The 19,981-nt window shown below is 40.6% G+C and carries 10 protein-coding genes and 4 pseudogenes; 6 read left to right on the top strand and 8 right to left on the bottom strand.

Annotated elements, in window-relative coordinates:
- Positions 1-347: 347 nt before the first annotated feature.
- On the bottom strand, positions 348-5,654 hold the full coding sequence (locus tag BUR09_RS07505; protein ID WP_074216311.1) for an autotransporter outer membrane beta-barrel domain-containing protein: 5,307 nt from the start codon (positions 5,652-5,654) through the stop codon (positions 348-350).
- Between the two features lie 1,060 nt (positions 5,655-6,714).
- On the opposite strand from BUR09_RS07505, the pseudogene BUR09_RS07495 reads away from it, so the two are divergent.
- From BUR09_RS07495 to BUR09_RS17195, 6 genes and pseudogenes are all read left to right on the top strand, one after another.
- A pseudogene (locus BUR09_RS07495) lies at positions 6,715-7,758 on the top strand (IS3 family transposase); the annotation flags it as partial.
- 155 nt (positions 7,759-7,913) lie between these two features.
- Positions 7,914-8,954, top strand: a complete 1,041-nt coding sequence (locus tag BUR09_RS07490) for a hypothetical protein (protein ID WP_074216310.1) — start codon at positions 7,914-7,916, stop codon at positions 8,952-8,954.
- Positions 8,955-9,127: 173 nt separating this feature from the next.
- Positions 9,128-9,311, top strand: a pseudogene (locus BUR09_RS17205) (IS3 family transposase); the annotation flags it as partial.
- Positions 9,312-9,394: 83 nt separating this feature from the next.
- A pseudogene (locus BUR09_RS17200) lies at positions 9,395-9,646 on the top strand (integrase core domain-containing protein); the annotation flags it as partial.
- A gap of 1,116 nt (positions 9,647-10,762) precedes the next feature.
- Positions 10,763-12,682: a polysaccharide biosynthesis protein gene (locus BUR09_RS07480; RefSeq protein WP_074216309.1), complete on the top strand. Its 1,920-nt coding sequence runs from the start codon at positions 10,763-10,765 to the stop codon at positions 12,680-12,682.
- Between the two features lie 336 nt (positions 12,683-13,018).
- Positions 13,019-13,399: pseudogene (locus tag BUR09_RS17195) on the top strand (transposase); the annotation flags it as partial.
- A 192-nt stretch (positions 13,400-13,591) separates the two neighbouring features.
- On the opposite strand, the gene BUR09_RS07470 reads toward BUR09_RS17195, so the two are convergent.
- From BUR09_RS07470 to neuC, 7 genes are read right to left on the bottom strand one after another with little or no spacing between them, the layout of a single operon-like run.
- Positions 13,592-14,353, bottom strand: coding sequence for an oxidoreductase (locus tag BUR09_RS07470; RefSeq protein ID WP_074216307.1), 762 nt, complete (start codon positions 14,351-14,353; stop codon positions 13,592-13,594).
- The gene (locus BUR09_RS07465; RefSeq protein WP_074216306.1) at positions 14,347-15,045 is read right to left on the bottom strand and encodes an acylneuraminate cytidylyltransferase family protein; all 699 of its coding nucleotides are present in this window, start codon (positions 15,043-15,045) and stop codon (positions 14,347-14,349) included. The genes BUR09_RS07470 and BUR09_RS07465 overlap by 7 nt, the downstream gene beginning before the upstream one ends.
- Complete coding sequence (locus BUR09_RS07460) at positions 15,045-16,025, bottom strand: Gfo/Idh/MocA family protein (RefSeq protein WP_084539382.1); 981 nt, start codon at positions 16,023-16,025, stop codon at positions 15,045-15,047. Before BUR09_RS07460 ends, BUR09_RS07465 begins: the two co-directional genes overlap by 1 nt.
- Positions 16,022-17,080 (bottom strand): nucleotidyltransferase family protein, encoded by a 1,059-nt coding sequence (locus BUR09_RS07455; protein WP_074216305.1) that lies wholly within the window; start codon positions 17,078-17,080, stop codon positions 16,022-16,024. Before BUR09_RS07455 ends, BUR09_RS07460 begins: the two co-directional genes overlap by 4 nt.
- 3 nt (positions 17,081-17,083) lie before the next feature.
- Complete coding sequence (locus BUR09_RS07450; protein WP_217694176.1) at positions 17,084-17,719, bottom strand: acetyltransferase; 636 nt, start codon at positions 17,717-17,719, stop codon at positions 17,084-17,086.
- Complete coding sequence (gene neuB / locus BUR09_RS07445) at positions 17,706-18,785, bottom strand: N-acetylneuraminate synthase (RefSeq protein ID WP_074216304.1); 1,080 nt, start codon at positions 18,783-18,785, stop codon at positions 17,706-17,708. The genes BUR09_RS07450 and neuB overlap by 14 nt, the downstream gene beginning before the upstream one ends.
- Positions 18,786-18,824: 39 nt before the next feature.
- On the bottom strand, positions 18,825-19,979 hold the full coding sequence (gene neuC, locus BUR09_RS07440) for a UDP-N-acetylglucosamine 2-epimerase (protein ID WP_074216303.1): 1,155 nt from the start codon (positions 19,977-19,979) through the stop codon (positions 18,825-18,827).
- Between the last annotated feature and the right edge of the window lie 2 nt (positions 19,980-19,981).

Below are 19,981 nucleotides of genomic sequence, written 5' to 3'. Positions count from 1 at the left end.
GCGGAAATTCCAGTACAACTGCTGCAGCAAAGGATAGGGAAAATAACGAATATGTTATACAAGGAGTGTTTCATCTCGGCGTAGTGTAACAAGGTATAAATGTTGCCTTATGTCTTTTGTAAGATAGAAAAATCGCTTTTAGCGGCATGCAGAACTAAAAATTTTTAATGGGGTTGTTTGAACAGCCACATGCACAGAATTATTTCATAAGTATGTATCGGAGCGATTGTTTTAATAGAGGGCGCAGGTATGTGCGCCCTCTATCGTTAGTACTTCTCGTACCTTGGAGGGATATGAGAAGATCGGAAGGGGAATGTGCCCTTCCGATTATATACAACTACAAACGATTAGAATTCGTAAGTAGCGTTAAGTGCGCCACCGTAGCTTTTGCGGTGTGAGCTGCCGAGGAAGTCGAAGTCGGCACCGAGCTTGAATGAGTCAGTGATCTGGTAGTCGAGACCTGCGCCAACAGCGAGGTTGGTGGTGTCACGTTTAACAGATGAGCTTGAGAGAGCTGGGCCAGTAGCAAAGCGACCGTTAGTCACAACATTTTCGCCAGCCCAATCCTGTACCCATGCAACACGGAATTCAGGAGTGAACTTGTTAAAGGTGCCGCTTACGCGAACACCAAGAGCGGTTTCGAAGATGTTGTTGTTCTGGTCATCAACAATCAGGTTAGACTTGCCAGCGCCGTGTTCTTTGTAGGAATCAGTGCTGATGTAGCTGTAATCCGCTGCGAGGAACGGAGTAACAACAGCTTTTTTAACCATGATGTCTTTGCCAATTTCAGCACCAACGTTGAGGGTGTAACCATCAAAGCTAGCAGATGCTTTATTTGCAAGAACGGTCATGTAACGATCTACGTGGTACTTGTTAAAGCCGTAAGATGTGTGACCGTCGAGGTACCAACCTTTACCGAAGGTGTAGTCAGAGTACAGGGTAAAGAGATGGGTATCGATATCGTTTTTGTTTGAGGAGTTCTTAGAATCAACTTCGGTGTTCATGTAGGTGTATGCAAAACCAAGACGGAAGTTGTCTTTGAGAGCACGGTCAATACCGAAAGTAAGACCAAGAGTTTTGGAATCGTATGCGGTACCACCATCATGAGCAGACTCGTCTGCAGAGTTGCCAAAGAACTGAGACCAGAGTTTCCACTTTGCATCTTCGCTACCGGAAGATTTGCCGCGAACACTAGCAACACGGGTGTTAATAACGTTACGGGCAGCTGAGTTAGCATTGATTACAGAAGTAACAGCACCGGAGAACGGCTCTGCGTGCGCTTCTTTAATTGCTTTTTTAAGGAGAGCAGTATTTGCAAGACGTGGGTCGTTGCCAAATACTGTTTTAAGAGCAAATGCATCGTTTGAATTTACGCCTTCAGCAGCAAAGTCTTTAGCATCCTTAACGTCAAGGTCAAAAGTAAGCTTTTTGTCAACAGCTTTAAGGTTGCTAAGTGTGTAGAATGCACTGTTAGCATTAGCAAGTGTAGTTTTGTTGGCAGTAAGGTTACCCGTTTTAGTTTCTGCAACTACAATACCTTTCTGGTCAACAGCATTGTCTGCAACATTAACAACTACAGCTGTATTGTTGAGAGTAATGTGACCAGCATTTGCAGTGATTTTACCGTTAACGTTCGCTTTCGCTTTTTCGTCGTATTTAACAAAAGTTGTAAGGCGAGCACCACGGTTATTGGCTGCAGTATTTGCATCGTAAGCACCGAGGGTAACATTGTGATCAGCTGCAACTACATTAGCTGTATTAAGGTTCAGTGTTGCAATTTCACCAATTTTTGAATCACGGTGATCATGGTTAACACCTAAATTACCACCAAGTGTTAAATCCTGATTGAGTGTCAGAGAAGCATTTTTGGCTACACCAACAACACCTGAGGTAGTTGTTTTACGGTTAAGGGTAATTTTGGAGTTATCAGTTGCCAGGATTGTTGAAGCATCAAATGTAGACGCAGAGGTAGCACCGGCTTCAACAGTAAGAGAGCCATTCTTTCTACCACCAAGTCCAATTTTCTGAGTTGTGCCATCTACATCTTTAGTAATAGTTACTGTAGACTTGTCAGTAGCACCAACAATGGCCAAGTTGTTTGCAGGAGAAACAGCATCAGCGGCAGTACGGAGCTTTGCAGTATCAACAATTACGTTTGCAGAACCGGAAGCAAGAAGGTTCTTAAACCCAGTGTACTGCTTTTTGTTTTTCACAAAGTCAGATACTTTAGTGTTAACGCCAAATCCAAGAGCTGCATTCGCGCTAGCCGTAGAAACTGTTTTTCCGGCTGCAATTGTGCCGCCATTGTATGTGAATACAGCATCGTTTGCTACTGCAACATTTTCTTTAAGAGTGCCGGAGTTGATGAAGTTACCTTTGTTCAAAGCAACTGCACCTTCAACGATACCTTTGTTGTCGAATACGTTGTCAGCAGTAGTATCCATAGTAACAGCGCCTGTTACTTTACCAGTGCTTTCGTTGACAAATGTACCGTTATTTACAGTAACAACGTCAGCTGTACCAAAGTTAGTAACTTTAGCGCCAGCACCATTCAACTTCATTGCACCAATTTTACCAGCAGCGGCGTTAACAAGTGTTGCATGATCTTTGATCTGGAACTTGTTGACATCATTAAAGGCAGCAAAAGGAGTTGTTGTGTTGTTGGTTACAGTGATTGCGTTTTTAGCATCAGCACCAGCAAGTTCAACACCGGAAGCGCCTACAATAGTACCGCCAGCACCTTTGTTAATGCTGAACTGAGCTGCCTGACCGGTTACGTTATCAAGAGAAGCAGTTGCACCGATGATAGCTTTACCTGCGTCAAGGGTAACTTTTTTCGCGGTACCACCTTTGTGGGTAAAGGATTTGCCATTTGCCAGCGTAACATCAAGGTCAAGAACACCTGCGTTAGAAACATCGCCTACGCCAGTAATGCCTTTAGCTACAGATTTTGCAACGGTGGTGAGTTTAGCGCCTTTTCCAATTTCAAAGTTGAGGCCGTCAGCGGTTGCGTCAGAATCAACTTTAACTGAAACTACAGTACCTTCTCCAGAAACTGCAATTTTCTCAAAGGCCTGAAGGTCTGCAACTTGGCTGGAAACTTTAGCACCGTCGTGTGCAACAGCAGCGTGGTCAAATTTAGTGCTGGCTTTTGCCATTTCAGTAAGGGTACCGCTTGTTGCGAGTTCAGCAGTGTCGTCACCACCGCCCGCAGCAATTGGCAGGTTTGTAAGCTTACCACCGCCAAGAACAACAGTGTCAGCGTTACCGCTACCTGTCACGGTGCCGGTTGTGCTGCCTGAGTTCAGGTATGCCTTACCACCACTAAGGGCAACTGTTGTAGTTTGACCTTTAGCGATGTTTTTAAATGTACCGCCTTCGAAAACAGTAAGAGCCTTAATGATGCCGCTGTTTTCGAGAGTAGCTTTGTTATCAGCTCTGTCGCCAACAGCAAGTGTATTGCCAGGTGAATTGTCGAAGGATGCGAAAGCTTTTTTCGAGGTGTTGGTAACGGTAAACGCTTTAGTGCCAGAAATGGACACCTTCTTGAAATTGTTAAGCTTTGTTTTGCCGAAGACAAAATCATCAGCAGCTGGGGTGCTTGCATCTGCAATAGTACCAGTAGTGCTGATTACAGCTACATCTTTTGCGCTTGCGTTAACTGTTGCTACAGCCTCAGCACCGGTAAGCTGTACTATATCCTCAGCGTCGTCATTAGTAAGGTCTAAAGCGTCAGTAATAGTACCAGCTTTCAGGGTGTAGGAGTTGCCTGAATTATCATTAGTGACGGTTTTAATTACGCCACCTTCCATGAAGAACTTGTCTTTATCACCACCAAGAGCAACTGCGCCTGTAATTTCGCCACCTTTCATAACAAAGGTGTCGATAGCAGCACCACCAGTTACGGAAGCAACTTTGCCACCTTCCATGGTGAATGTGTTAACGCCAGCTCCAAGAGTAATTGCGCCAGCTTCAGCTTTACCACTGATTTTTACCGTGTCATCACCGGCACCACCAGTAACTGCTGCAACTTTACCACCTGTCATGGTGAATTTGTTGTCACCGTCGCCAAGGGTTGTTGCGCCTTTGATTTCACCACCGGTAACGGTAAGAATGTCTTTATCATTATCAAGACCAACGTTACCAGTTACTTCACCTTTGTTGATAACAACAGTGTTGGCGTGGTTACCACCAGCGATGCTAGCAACCTTGCCACCGTCAACAGTTACTTTACCCTGAGTAAGCTGAACAGCACCTGCTTCGCCAGAAACGTTTTTAAATACAGCAGTAGCAGCATCTACAGTAACAGCGCCAAGTTTGCCTTCGTTAGCAAGTGTGCCGTGAGCTCCAACGTTGATGGCTTTTGCGGCAGTAAGTTTACTTGTTACAGTAACAGGTGAACCAGCAGCACCGACAACATTAATGGTTTCAAAGCCTTTAATCTCGTTGCCGTCAAAAGTTAAATCGTTGCCGGCTTTTGCGCTGGTAAGAAGTTCAGCAGTTTTTTTAAGATTAAGAATGTCTGTGCCACCTGCACCACCGTCAATTACGCCGGTTACTTTACCGCCAGCAAGGGTTACGGTCTGGTCTTCACCAGCAGTACCAGTAATGCTTGCAACGGTACCCCCTTCGAGCACTGCATTACCAAGGCCAGCAAAGGTAATAGCTTTTGCTGTAGAACCAGATTTAGCTGTGTAGGTTTTACCAGCAGCAAGTTCGATTGTAGCAACGTCGATTGTGCCGGAGTTGGTTACATCGCCAAGACCGCTGAGTTTAGTGATAGCTGCTTCTGATGCTGCACCACCGTTGTCATGACCAGCTTTAAGGACAGTATTTGCACCGATTTTGAGATTTTTCGTTGCAAGAGCACCAGAAGTTGCTCTGTTATCAGTAGCATCGTTAACAACCAGTTCAACTGGTGCTTCTTTGGTGCCGCCAGCAAGTTCAATGTTTTCAAAACCAATTAATGTGTGGTCAGAACCATCGTTGAAGATAAGATTTGGAGCAGCGTCTTTAATCTTACCAGATTTTTTGAAGATTGCAGTGTCAGAGCCAGCAGCTCCACCATCAACATTGCCAGTTTTGCCACCTGCAAAAGTTACGGTGTCATCTTTAGCACCAGAACCAGTAATTGTACCTGTTGTGCCGCCTTCGTTGACAGTGATTGCAATAGCTGTAGGAGCTGCTGCGCCAACTGTAATATTACCAACTGTTCCGTTGACAGTTAAGCTGGCAGTTTTTAAGCCGCCGCCTGTTGCAATGAATTCAACCGCGCCTAACTCGTTGTCTTTTGCAACAACGGTAGTGGCATCAAAGGCCTGAACTTCAATTGTAAGTTTTCCGTCAATACCTTTTTCTTTGGCATCTGTTGGGGTTGCAGCACCTACAGATTTTTTCCAAATATAGGCTGTCTTACCAATTGTAGCTGTAAGTTTGTCTGCTCCAAAAGTTATTTTTGAAGCATCTCCTACTGGGTTTAACGATGTGTCTACCTTAGTAAAGGTAGTATCAGCAGCAACGGCATTACCAGCAGCGGTAGTGTTAAGTGTTGCATCAGCAGCCAAACCAGCCGCAGGTGCTGCGCCTACAATAAATGCTAAAGCAGCAGCGGCAGCAGCTTTTTGAGTTCTAGTCATTTTCTTCTTAGAAGCCATGAAATATTCTCCCTTTAAGGCCTTAAAAAAAGATAATAAAATATACCAACCTGTTGAAAATGACGTGCTAAGGTTAGCGCTTGTGTGTAAATAATATATTTACGTTTTAGCTAGCGATACGCTGTTGCTGTACTGGCGAGAGTTACATTCTTATAGGTAGGAAAAAAATGCGTGTGAGTTAGCAGTAGAGGCTTTTATAGATGTTGTAATACATCATAAGAGCTTTTCTGTTTCACAAAGCATGTTGTAATTATTTCTCTACTATAAAGTGCATTGAAATAACTTCTTCTCTTGCTAGTTCAATACCTTAGTGTGTCATTCTCAAAAAGAAGACATAGCTTGGTTAACTAACATAAAAAAAAGAAAGAAGAAAAAGTGACCTTGAAAGGCTTTAGACTTTAGATCTATCTTATATTCTAATGTGAAATACTGTAAAAAAATTACCAATTACTTCTAACAAAAGTTAATAGTAAATTAATATTTAATTACTCTTTATTAAAATTAAGACTGCTTTAAAAAAAAACATGAGTCTTCATTTTTTAAGTTTTATTTAAAAAGAACTACTTGTTCTGAATAAATTTTTTAACTACATATTTTAATTTCAGTAATATTGGACATCTTAAGTGTGGAATGCATGGAGAGCGCACTGTATATTATTTTTTTAATTTAGTTTGTTATCTTGTTTAGGTACGATAAGGCGCTATATTAAAAAATTACAGTTTAAAGAGACCAATCTTTTTTGGTAGCAGCTTGCTAAGAACAGATCGTTGTTAGCTTTATAAAAATAATATATTTTTTATTTATTAGATTAAGATGTTATAAAGAGTATTATTTTGTAGTTTATTAATTTGTGTATCCATATTGTTCTAGTAAATAACTATCCAGCATGTCTTCCTATCTAATATATAAAGAACGGATTGCTGTATGCCGTAACGTCTTCCCGATAAACTAAACCAAGTCAAAATAGAGAATTTTGGCAAACCAACCTCTTATGACTCAAGTATTTTGCCATAAAAAAAGAAAGTTACCGACGAGCATTACTTTTGCCTGACGCCAAGCTACAGACACACGAGTTAAAGAAGAATGGCGTAAGATGGGTATATCAGAAGCTACGTTCTATAATTGGAAGAAAAAGTATGGTTGACTTGGGATAAGCGAGCTTCGCCGTTTAAGGCAGCTTGAAGAGAAAATTGGCAACTAAAAAAGCTGGTTGCAGATTTGAGCCTTGATAAGTAAATATCGCAAGATGGTCTCACAAAAAAGCTTTAAAGCCTAATCAATTGTTAGAATTTGCTGAAAGCTTGGAACAGGCTTATTAAGTCAGCATGCCTAGACGTCATCCTGCCTTATGCATGAGTAGATCAAGCTATTATTACAAGCCTACGCGAAAAGATGATTCTGCACTTCGTTTTCGTATCCGTAAGATTACTGAAACTCGAGTGCAGTATCGTTGCCAAAGGCTATATATGCTCTTGCGAATGGAAGGATGGTATGTGAATCGTTAGAAAGTTCACAGATTATACTTCGAAGAAGGATTAAACCTGCGCTCCAAACGTACTAGACAAAATGTTCCAGCAGTTCACCGCATGGATCATACCAAAACTCTCTAGTATTGATGAGTGTTAGCTATGTTTTTTATGGCAGCCAACCTGTTCAGCAGACGAAAAATCCGTGCCTTAATGTGGCTTGATAATTTTAGTCATGAGTACCTGGAGATCCATGTTGGTCACACTATTAAAAGGGCAGCATGTGTAAATAGGCTCGAATGACTTCGGCTGTTCTCTAAACGCAAGCCACAACGCATTCAAGTAGATAGTGTTATCAAGCTCATTTCCAAGGCACTCGACAAGTGAACCTATGAACGTGGCTTATCAAGGCCCGAAAAAACTACGGACAACCCCATTTATCGAGTCTTTTAACGGAAATTTTCGGGATGAGTGCTTCCCCCCATTGGTTCCTATCACTTTCTGATTCTCAAAAGAAGATTGAAACATGGCAGAAAGCATATCACGAGTTTCGTCCTCATTTTTCTCTTGAAAATATGCCCCCAAACGACTTTGCCTGTACACAGATTGACCATTCAACTAGCCAAATTTTTCTATAATCTACCGGTGCAAATTAGGGGGAAATGCGTCAGAACTTTCATCAGTTATAAGTTTTTTAACTCTTCTTTATGGAGCGTTATACTGGTTATAAAATTTAACGAAGTATTCTTTGGTGTTATCTCGTTATTGTTCTAGGTGATGTAGGAGTTTTGTTATGCGAGAGCTTTCTGTCAAGTCGTTGTTGCTTGTCCTTTTGTCGTTTGTCATGATGTATTTTTTATTGTTACAGTTTCATCAATTTAAAGTGTGGAGCCAAGTTCTCGTATATAACGACTTGAATTGGGAGGATGTCTATTATCTCTCAAATGATGGCATACCTGCAAATTCATTATTTGGAATGAGTGAAGAACAAGTGGCTGAGGCGATAGCTATGAATGATTCTTGGCTTAATCCTCATCTTGTTCGCTCTCTACTTGTGCGACCATTTATATTGCTTTCAGGAGCCTTGCAAATCAATTTGAATTTGATATTTTCAATAGCAGCAGTTTGTTATTTATTAATCGCATCTCTATTAACTTTTTTTGCATTACCGTTTTCTAAACGTAATATATTGTCTGCACTTTTTATATTTAGTTTTTTTTATCTAGTTGCATTTTTCATGAATGGTCGCCTCACTCATGCGTTTGTAGCAGCTTCGCTATTGTTGTTTACGATGACGTACTTTAATAGGCTCCCTCTATTTTATATTATAGGGCTTGTGATGTGTGCATTGTTTTTTGCTACAGTTAGTAGTGGGATTTTTTTCTTTTTGTTTTGTTACGCAACACTTTGCCCTTGTATGTTAACTTATAGAAAAAGTGACCCAAAAAAAATAGCAATACTGTTGGGAATAGTTGTTTCTTTTTCTTCTTTATATCTTTTTCAAATTATTCATAAGGTCATTGCATACTACAAAGAGAACCTAGTAGATGGATTACTTTTACATGGTGCTGGGCAACTTGCTTTCACAGTATCGTTTAGCCAATGCATATTAGTAGTTGTGAGTGCAATTCCTCTAGTTTATTTGGGTTGTAAAAAAAGAGAAGTAATATGGCGATGGCTAGTTAATAACTGCCCAAGCTTTTTAATGGTGCTGATAGGCCTTGGGGGCTGTGTTGTGGGGTTTAGTGCAATTGCTATTGCAATTCCATCATCCTGTGTTTTAAGTATTTCTTTAATTCTACCGCAAGAACAGATCATTGAAAACACCGTTTAAAGTTGTCTAAGGGTATAAGTAAAAATAACTCGTTGTCAGGTTCCTGCTTTTGCAACTACAAAAAATCAGGGTGCCGTCATTAGTAAAGACTCTTTCGTGTAAGCGGAACCATTTTAAGATAGAGAATTTAGTAAAACAGCCTATTGTGGTTTAAGGAATTTACCATTAAAAAATACGTAGTTTATTGCGACCTCCGGTCAAATCAAAAACGCAGAACAAAAAAACGGCTTCCAAAACAAATTAAATAGTCGCTGCTAACGCCATTTCAACCTAATCAGACTTGGTCTTGCAGATTTCATGAATAATTCTCTTTATGCAAGGAACCAATACTTTGATGTCATTGATGACTTTAGCAGCTAGCTTTTGCATATTGAAAATGACACTTCCATAACTTGCAAGCGGCTAATCTGCGTTTTTTTGTTGCTTGGACAAAGTAATTCGGCATGAATATTCAATTTATCCAGCCAAGCAAGCCTTATCAAAATGCTTACATCGAACGGTTTTACAAAACTTGCCGAACCGAAATCTTGAATTTGTATTTATTTCGCGATCTCAAAGTGATTCGTGAAATCACGTATTGGTGAAAGCTGTCCTACAATGAGCAATGACCACTCGATGCTCTTGCTGGCCTTACCCCATCAAAATTTTTATCTATTAACGCTGAAAACTTTGATTTTAAAATGGCAGCTTGACGGAGAATCCTACGATCCAAATCATACCATTGCAGATCTATTTGATAGGTTAGGAGTCTCTTAAGAAGGACATGTTGCAGTGCTGACGTAGAGAGTTTTCACCCCAAGTAAAATTGCATTTCTTAAAAGAGCAATAAAGATTTGGCGAGTAAGCAATGAGGCTTTAAAAGATAAAACAATAATTTCAGAATATTGCAATAGAGATTGACGTATACATCGTCTTGAGTGCCTTCAACAGTGTATCGAAATAAACTTTTAGTTCGTAGAGCCAAACCGTTTTGCGTTTCCGGCGAACAAAATATGCTATGAGGCTGCAAAGTTTCCATGAGCGTTTTTTTAAGCTTGGCTTGATCGTTCTAAGTCAATCAGACGGTAAAATAATATGAGTAAGAAATTCGAATCATAGAGATATATAAATGTCGTCTTATACTCACTTCTGGATTGTGTTTTGAGTAATTAATCCAGATTGCTCACCAATCTCGTGTTGAGTGGCTTAAGTAAGCATCAAGGATTCGATGTAAGTATGAAGAAATTTCACCTGCAATAGATGAGTATCTTGGGCTTATTATTTCTAATCTGGTCGAACGTAACATTGCTACTAGACTGTGTTTAGCAAAATTAAACAAGCTCAGATCGATGTTATAGTAAGTTAAAGGTTTATAAACATGAGCTTTCCAACATTGGGATAGGTGAAATCACCTCCATGCAAAAACTTCAGCTTGTTGTTTTGTTGCCCCCTTTAATGACTATCAAAAATGAGGTGATTTTTCGTGACGGCTCTCTACAGAAAGAGGGTTCAGGCTGGACAGATGATCGGTGCAAAGTTTAATGTTTGCCAGCTTGGTCAAAAATAGCTGAATGTTGAATAAGTAGTTCAACAGAAATTATAATTAGTAATGTGGAGTATGGAGTAACAATAGTTGTTATTCGATGCTCTCAGAAAAGGTTATTGTGGTTTATTGTAATCCGCAAGCCAGAAGATTTTTGTTGATGAAATAGAATTATCCAGTGCTGTTGACCAGCGAAAAAGTGTTGTTGCTATATCCATTTGGCGCTTTGCTGGTTGAGTAGTTCTTCGAGTAACTCTGATGTTAGTTTGTTAGATAAGAGAGTGTTATGTTTTCTAACCTTGGCTTGAAACTTATAGCGTTAAGTCGCGCTCAGAAAAAAGCTTTAATGCTACTTGCTGATTTTATACTTATTCCTTTAGCGTTATGGGGAGCTTGGGCGTTACGTTTGGGAGAGCTTTGGCCAACTCATCTGGCAAGTTCTATTTTGCTTTTTCCACTACTTGTTTTTGGAAGCATGATATTTTTTGTTCGGTTAGGGTTATACCGTGCAGTAATTCATTTTATGGGTATTAAGGCTATTCGCACTATTGCGTTGGGTGTGTGTGTATCTAGTTGGCTTTTGTTTTCATTAGCATTTATTCTACGTATCGAAAGTTTTCCTCGTTCCGTCCCGTTTATCTATTCTTTATTATTGTTTATTTGCGTAGGCGGTAGTCGTTGGACAGTTCGCACATTGTATCACCATTTACGATTTAAACAACATGCAAAGCATCCTGTAATTATTTATGGTGCAGGTGAGGCTGGTTTTCAGCTTGCTAAGAGCCTGATTGCAGGTGAGGATTTTTTTCCGAGCGCTTTTTTGGATGATGATAAGGCGCTTCACAATTGTATTGTGCATGACATAAAAGTTTATCCACCTGAGCAGTTAGCTAGTGTAATTGCGATAACAAAAGCTAAACGAGTTTTGTTGGCTGTTCCAAGTGCAACTCAAGAAGAGCGAAAAAAGATTTTGGATAAACTTGATGGACATTCACTCCGAGTACAAACAATTCCTTCTCTTGAGGCGATTGTTTCAGATAAGGCAAGGCTTAACCAGCTTCAGGATGTTGCTGTAGAGGACTTGTTGGGTCGTGATCCTGTCCCCCCTAGAGAAGAGCTTTTTTCTGCCTGTATTAAAGAAAAAAATGTATTGGTTACTGGTGCTGGAGGATCCATTGGGTCAGAATTATGCAGACAAATTGTCCGTGCAAAACCTAATGTCTTAGTATTGTATGAGCTAACAGAATTAGCACTTTATACTATTGATCAAGAACTTCATGAATTACTTAAGGAGCTAGATTCTGCTTCGATTCAAGTAATTCCAGTTTTGGGATCCGTATGTGATCGCCAAAGATTAAATGAAGTCTTTATAAAATATGATATTAATACAGTATACCATGCTGCTGCGTATAAACATGTTCCTCTTGTAGAAGGAAATGTTTTTCAAGGTATTAAGAATAATATTTTTGGAACAAAAATTTTAGCTGAATCAGCTGAACAGGCAGGAGTTAAAAATTTTGTCTTGATTTCAACCGATAAAGCTGTCCGCCCAACAAATGTGATGGGGGCTACAAAACGTACTGCAGAGCTAATCTTACAGGCAATGGCAGCGAAAGAATCCAAAACTGTATTTTCCATGGTTAGGTTTGGAAATGTGTTGGGGTCATCAGGTTCGGTTGTGCCATTATTTAAAAAACAAATAGCAAGTGGCGGTCCTCTTACTGTTACCCATAAAGATATTACGCGTTATTTTATGACGATTCCCGAAGCTGCTCAGTTGGTTATTCAGGCTGGTGCAATGGGGATAGGTGGTGATGTGTTTGTCTTGGATATGGGGAGTTCAGTAAAGGTACTTGATATGGCTCGCAGAATGGTGTGGCTTTCAGGAAAAACTATTAAGGACGCAGAACATCCCAATGGTGATATTGAAATTTCTGTAGTCGGGTTGCGTCCTGGAGAAAAGCTATACGAAGAATTACTGGTTGGTGATAATGTTCAACAAACCAAACATCCTAAGATAATGCAAGCACACGAGGTCTTTCTTTCACTCAATGTTTTAGAAGAAAAACTGTCAAAGTTTGCATTGCTTGAAGTTGAAAATGATTGTTTAGCCGCTCGAAACATGCTTCAGGAAATTGTCAGTGGTTTTACCCCAAATTCTCCGATTGTTGATTCGCTGTATAACCCAACTAAGGAAGTAGCCTAGATTAGTGATATGTGGTTCGTCAGGAACCTTGTAACTAAAAGAATAATTAGTTTTTGTTAGATATTACTTCTGCCTTTCGCGCAGGCGACGGGGAGGAAAATCCCCCTGGAGACGCCAACGGATATCAAGCTCTCACAGCTTTGCTGTGAGAGCTTTTTCATTTTATAGGCTTCCCCGTCAAGCTGATCATACTGTAACTATCCCTCAAACCAACCGAAAGTAGAGATTTTCGTTAGCCTGTCTTTGAACGATGCGGAAACCTCGACGCACTGAAAGTAATATAATTCAGCACATTAACGAAATTGAAGGCGCAGAAAGTTTTTTGAAGTTTGCCGCGAGCACTCTACTTACTACAAGTGGGAATCAAAACACGGCGGGATGAAAGCATTTGACATTCGCCGGTTGCGTAACCTAGAAGCCAAAAATACCCGTTTGAAGCAAATGTTTTCCGATTTGAATCTTAAAAACGAAGCGCCCAAGAATGTTTATTACAAAAAAGCTTTAGAGACGGCTGGTAAGCGTGAACTGATCACGTTTATGTATAAGGTCTACAGCCTAAGTCTTAGACGCTCATGCGCAGCATTGAAACAATGCCGTTCTGTCCACGCCTACAAAGCAAACCCGAGAGACGATTCGGCTGTCAAAGAGCTATTGCTTCAGCTGGGAGAACGATATCCAACCCACTGTTTTCACAAACCATTTCAGGATATTCACTGAAACCACAAGCGCGTTTATCGTTTGTACTGCATGCTGAAGATAAATCTACGGAAAAAAGATAACAAATTTGATCCTCATTCTTCTCTTGAAAATATGAATGCTAGTGATTTTTTCCATACACAGATTGACCATTAATCCAGCCAATTTTTCTACAATCTTTCAGCACAGATTAGAAGAAGACCTCAATATGTCTTAAACTGAAAAGCCATCATCAATAACTATATTTTGTCCAGTAAGATATGCTGAAGAATCAGAAAGAAGAAAGATTATCGTAGGTGTTACATCTTCAACATCTAACATTCCTTTTCCATTTGTCTGATCTCGATATTGTCTTAAGAAAGCTTCTGGTTGACCATCCAATATACCGCCTGGACTTACGGAGTTCACTCGAAAGCGACTGTCTTTTACGTATGCACTAGTATATTTGGTAAGATGGATTATTGCTGATTTAATGGCAGCATATTCAACCGGCATCGTCATAGAAGTGCCATCATAAATACCAAATGTAGGCGCAACGACCCCATAAATCGAAGCCAAATTTACCAAGGAAAAGCCATCATTATTTTTTAAAAAATAGCGAGCACATTGCTGACAAAAAAGAAACGCAGACCCCAAATGAAGGCTAGAGTTTTCATTAAAACTTTGAAGAGTTACATCAAAAAAATGGGCTCCATATGTGGCATTTCGAGGATACGTACAATTAACCGCACCGCTTAACCCTTCGGCACCTGCAAAAAAAGCAGCAACACTATCCTCAGAAGTAACGTCTAACTCACATATCTCGACTCGACCGCTTCCTGTGTCTACCCCTGCTGCTTTCAATCGTTCTTCAGCAAGATTGGTATCAATATCTGCTGCGACAATTGAGCCCTGATTCTGTAAAATTGCAAAAGCGACACTCGCACCTAGTAAGCCCCCAGCACCAGCAACCAAAATTTTTTTTCCAGCTAACATCTGCTTCCCTTTGTCATTAAAATAGCTTCAGCAAATTTGAAGTCATAAATGTCATCAATGTCTACTGCTCGCTCTTTCGGAATTTCAATCGCTACAGTTTTTCCATTTAACACGCCAGTTCCATTCAAAACGTAGCTCGCGGTTGTAGCATAAACAGCTGTTGTAATGTCATAAACCCTAGGGACATCCTGCCTGCGCACAAAGTTCCCACCATCAGAACAAACTAGTTCGGTAAGCCCTTCTTCATTAATCTTAACCATATTAAAGTAAGGGCTCCGTGAGGCAGCTGTAACAGCAATACATATATCTGCTTTTGAATTTTTCAGTCTATCCATTGCAGCGACAACATCCTCTACACTTCGCAATGGACTAGTTGCAGGCAAACTTACAAAGCCATGAAAATGACCGTATTTTTTCTCAACCCACTTAACCGCGTCTATCCACGCTAACCACTCAGGTGTTGTATCTTCAGCCAATGCTTTAGGGCGTGGAATTACAATCGCACCTACAGATTCAGCGACTGAAGCAATTTCTTCATCATCTGTTGAAACAAAAACCTTATCCAAACCCTGCACCTGTTTTGCCACTTCAATGGAGTATTGCAATAACGGCTTACCACACAACTTTTTAATATTTTTTCCAGGCAACCCCTTCGAACCGCCCCGTGCAAAAACAAAACCATGGCTAACCATTACATTTTCTCCACTACCGCATGTTGCTTTATTGTTTCAATCAACGAAACAACAGAACCTGCTTCCTCAAATGTTGTACACATCCCTGCTTCTCCAGCTAGTATTCGCTCAAAATCTTTCAGCATATCAAGGTACATTTTATTTTTATCATACAGAACATCGTCATACAGAACCGTTTTGCCGTTTTGATCATAAAAAGCTACTGAGTTCGCAACAAGATTCCACTCAAGCCTCCCTTCAGATCCGACAATTAAGCATTCCCTGCGAGGATACTTTTGAAGCAAGTCAAGGTGCACATTACAAACAGCGCCGCTATCTGTTCGCAATACAACATCCACAAGCTCCTCTACATCCAACCCTAGCTCTGTTGAAGTACGTAAGACTCCGTATGAAAAAGAAAGATCTCCAAACAACCACTGAAGGTAATCAAACTCATGGCTAAGCTCCAGCAAAGCTCCTCCACCAAGCTCTGCGTTAGCAGTGACGCTGTTCCGAAAATCAATGGCAGGTCGCCAAGTTGGTAAAAACTGCCCAACTGATGCTGTGACATTATAAATCTCCCCTACCATATCATCATATATTGCCTTTGCCACAACTTGGGCGGAAGGCAGGAAGCGAAGACAATAACCAATAGCCACAGGAAACGTAGGGTCGTTAATAACGCTTCGCAAAAAGCTCACATCAGCAGCAGTTGAGGTAACAGGCTTCTCTATAAAAAGCGGAATATCTTTTTCTAATATTTTTCTGGAATGAATTGCGTGAAACGGTGCTGGTGAGGCGATTATTGCAAAGTAAATAGGATAAAAAAGTGCAATCTCTATATCTGCAACAACCAAATCTGCATCAGGTACAGGTGCTGTTGGTAATTTTCCTCTTGAAGGCACTGCAATTACCTTCATTGCAGGAAACATTTTTTTTATATTTGACCGATGCCGTTTTGAAATCTCCCCAAGTCCAACGACAAGGACATATTTGATCATCCACACTCTCCCAATTTCATAATATCTTGCTGTGCACGTTGGAAGTCATCCATTCGTCCAATATCCAGCCAATAATCATGCACTGGGTACATCAAAACTTTATTATTTAGTTCAACATGCTGTTCTAAAAGAGTGGGCATATCAATATATGTATTAGGAGGAACACTTCTCACAACACTTGAGCTTACAACATAAACTCCTGCATTAACGTGAAACCGTTGCACAGGCTTTTCAACCATCCCTAAGATTCGATTACCTTTAGAAGTTACAACGCCATATGGCACCTGATATTCGTATTCTCGAACACACATTGTAGCATCAGCTTCTTCTGCATTATGATATGCCAGCAACTTTTCAAAACTCAAAGTTGTTAGAATATCACTATTAATCATAAGCAATGGCAGGTCGGTAAGATCATCAGGAAGTAAACCAAGTGCCCCACCTGTTCCAAGCGGCTCCTCTTCATGTACATATTGAATCGTCACTCCCCACCGACTGCCATCCCCAAAATAATCCATAATTTTTTCAGCAAGATAATGGGTCGATATGTAAAAATCATGGAACCCTTCATTAACAAAATTCAACAACACACGCTCTAATATCGGTTTCTCACCAACATGAAGTAATGGTTTTGGACAGGAGTCTGTCAAAGGACGCAGTCGAGTGCCAAACCCCCCAGCCATCAAAAAAACAGGATTATCGTGTTGCTTATTTTTTAAAAGATTTTCCAGAGTTGCTAGTCCACAGATAACTCCACCGTCAACTAAAGGAACTGCTAGTATACTTTTTTCTTGCATCAAATTAACAAGTTCACTACCTGACATAGAAGAAGGTGCTATAATTGGATGATCGGTCATAAACTGAGTAATCGAATCCTCTTCAGTAAGCCCGTTCAGTAAGCCACGTCGAATATCACCATCAGTAATAGTCCCAAGCAACCGCAATTCACCATCTTCAACAAGAAGAATACGCTGAGAACTCGCATCAAGAACAGCAAGAGCTTCACGCAATGTTAATGTGCTTCTAATAAGTGTTTTTTTCCAATCTGCTACCATGATCTACCTTTTTATAATCCCACGCGCAGGATACACCTTTTTAAAACTATCCACATTTTTTGTAACAATTGCGCCTGCTCCTACAACAACATCTTCTCCGACAGAGATGGACTGAATAAGATTCGCTCCAGTTCCTATATGAACACTAGTACCTACAGATACTTGCCCACTCATCGTCACACCGGGAGCAATATGGCAATGCTCACCAATCACACAATCATGCTCAATTATTGCCCCGCTATTAATTATTGTATTAGCGCCAATAACTACACCTGCCTGAATAATAGCTCCTGGTAACACCTGAACACCATCACCAAGTTCTGCATAGGTGGAAACAATAGCCTGTGGGGAAATAACTTTTTTAAACCTATATCCAAGCGCACTAAAAGACAAAAACAGCTCTTTTCGCAAATGCTTCCCCGGCAACATACCTATGCCATTTACAAGCACAGTATTTCCGGAAGAAAACTTACACACATCGTCATCAGAAGCCAGCCACTGCAGTCCTGAAAAAACCGGTTCGCTAGTAAACATTGGGCTTACAAACGCTCCACAAAAATGCTCTCTCTGCCGCAAAATATCGACCAGAACCTTTGCGTGGCCTCCGGCGCCTAAGATAATAGTGTTAGGAGTATTCAATTAACTCACCTTCACAATACTCTTTATCGGCTTTCATCTGCAGCAATTGCCAGTAATCATAAGGAGAAACCCCAGAACCGGGACGTTTAATCTGCAAATTTAATTTAGAAAATGATTCACCGACAGCTATTGAAGCAGCGGCAACAACACTTTTGCGGACTTGTGGTAAATTTTTCAGTTCCACAACACTAGGCTTCTTTTCACCTGTTCCTAACGCCCGTTCCACGTCACGTACTCCCTGCACCATCGTCGCAAGTTCATTTGGCTCTAGAGATGCTTTATGGTCAGGCCCTGGCAAATTACGATCCAGTGTGAAGTGTTTTTCAATTACAACAGCACCTCTTGCGACAGCGGCAATAGGAATAGTAGTTCCTGCGCTGTGATCAGAGTAGCCCACAGGTAACTCAAATGTGTTTTTAAGCGTATCCATTGCTCGAAGGTTAATACTATCCATCGGTGCCGGATACTCAGTTGTACAGTGTAACAAAGTTACCTTGTCACGCAGTGCCTTTTTTCCTTCAACAGAATTATATGCAGCAGCAAAAGCAGCTCTTCCTGCCAACTTTTCATCATACCCAAGTAGTCCAAAAGCCAATACACCTAGTGCATTTTCTACTTCTTCAAGTGTTGCCATCCCAGTTGAAAGAATAAGCTCACAACCAGTTTTCGCATGCTCTAATAAAAAAGGCGCATTCGTAATTTCGCCACTTGGTAGTTTAAGAAGCGGTAACTTAATATCGTTTACTAAAAAGGCTAAGCTTTCAGAATCAAAGGCTGTTGATAAAAATTTAATATTCTTCTTCTCACAATATTCCAAAAGCTTAAAATGAGTTTCTATAGGAAGTTCCAAGCGCTTAAGCATAGAAAATTGCGACTCGCTTTGCCCGATATTCTCTGCTTGATAACTACACTGCTGAGCGGTCTTGGTCACTAAGTTTCTAGCCTTAAATGTTTGAAATTTTACTATATCTGCACCAGAAGCACTCGCAGCGTCTACTAACTCAAAAGCCAGTTGTTCATTACCGTTATGGTTTACTCCAGCTTCCGCAATAATTAATACACTCATGGCTTACTCATTACCTCCGAAGTATTCTGTAACTACTAGCTAGATATCATAAAAAGTCTTAGACAAAATTTTGTCAAAAGGAGTAGAAAGCAACACTTCTGCTATGCGCTCTGAGGCAGTACCCTGTCCATATGGGTTCTCCAATGTACGACACTTCTTCTGAAAACTTGGATTGGTAATTTGTGAAAAACACTGCCGCAAAGAATCCGGTGAACCGTCACTATGCAAAACAGAATCACTACAAACACGACCTTTTTGCCTGGCACCAATATTAATAGTGGGGATCCCAAAAGATGGAGCTTCTATTATGCCGCTTGAAGAATTACCTACTACAGCCTGACAATACTTAAGGACACTCAAATAGCGAACTTGCCCAAGAGATTGTGCTACCTTTACTCTAGTTACATTTTTTTCATGAAACGCTTTTAGCAGTTCAATGACCCTATGGCTGCTTGAATCTGCATTTGGATAGGTAATCACAACATCGTATTCCGAATGTTCCTCAATAACATCCAACAAATTTTTCAGATCATTAACTCCATCATCAGCAAGAAGGGTAACTGGATGGTAAGTCATCACAATATACTTTGGTGACAATGAAAAAGGCAAACTCTGCTGTAGCTCATCCCAACTAAGCAACTTGAGTTTTACAATATTGTCTATTCCTGGCGCGCCAACATTGAAAACTCTATCAGGCTGTTCACCAAGTTGGATAACTCTCTTTCGGTATTCCTCTGTAGAGGTAAAGTGAAGATGGGACATCTTCGTCAATGAATGCCGGATAGCTTCGTCAATAGCCCCTTCTGTTATTTCGCCACCATGAATATGAGCAATTGGGATTCGAGTAACCATTGCAGCCTGAGCGATGGCAAGAGATTCCGTCCTATCACCAAGAATAACTAATAAATCTGGTCGTAAACGCTCCAAGCAATCACTTGCAGCAATCAAAGCCAATCCCATTGACTTGGCTGTGCCAACTGCGCTTCCTGAGGACAATAAAAAATCTATTTTTTCAGCAATTGGAAAGCCATCTTTTTCAATCTCTGTAACTGTGTAGCCAAACTCCGGTGTAAGATGCATTCCCCCCACAATCAACTGAAGACTCACATCTTCATTCACATGAAGATGTTTTATCAGTTGGTATAATAGACCATACTCAGATCGTGCGCCTGTAAATACAGCTATCTTTTTCATAA

The organism is Halodesulfovibrio marinisediminis DSM 17456 (assembly GCF_900129975.1).
GTDB classification, from domain to species: Bacteria; Desulfobacterota; Desulfovibrionia; order Desulfovibrionales; family Desulfovibrionaceae; genus Halodesulfovibrio; species Halodesulfovibrio marinisediminis.
The sequence above is the reverse complement of the archived record's forward strand: the minus strand, read 5'-3'. Positions and strand labels throughout refer to the sequence as shown.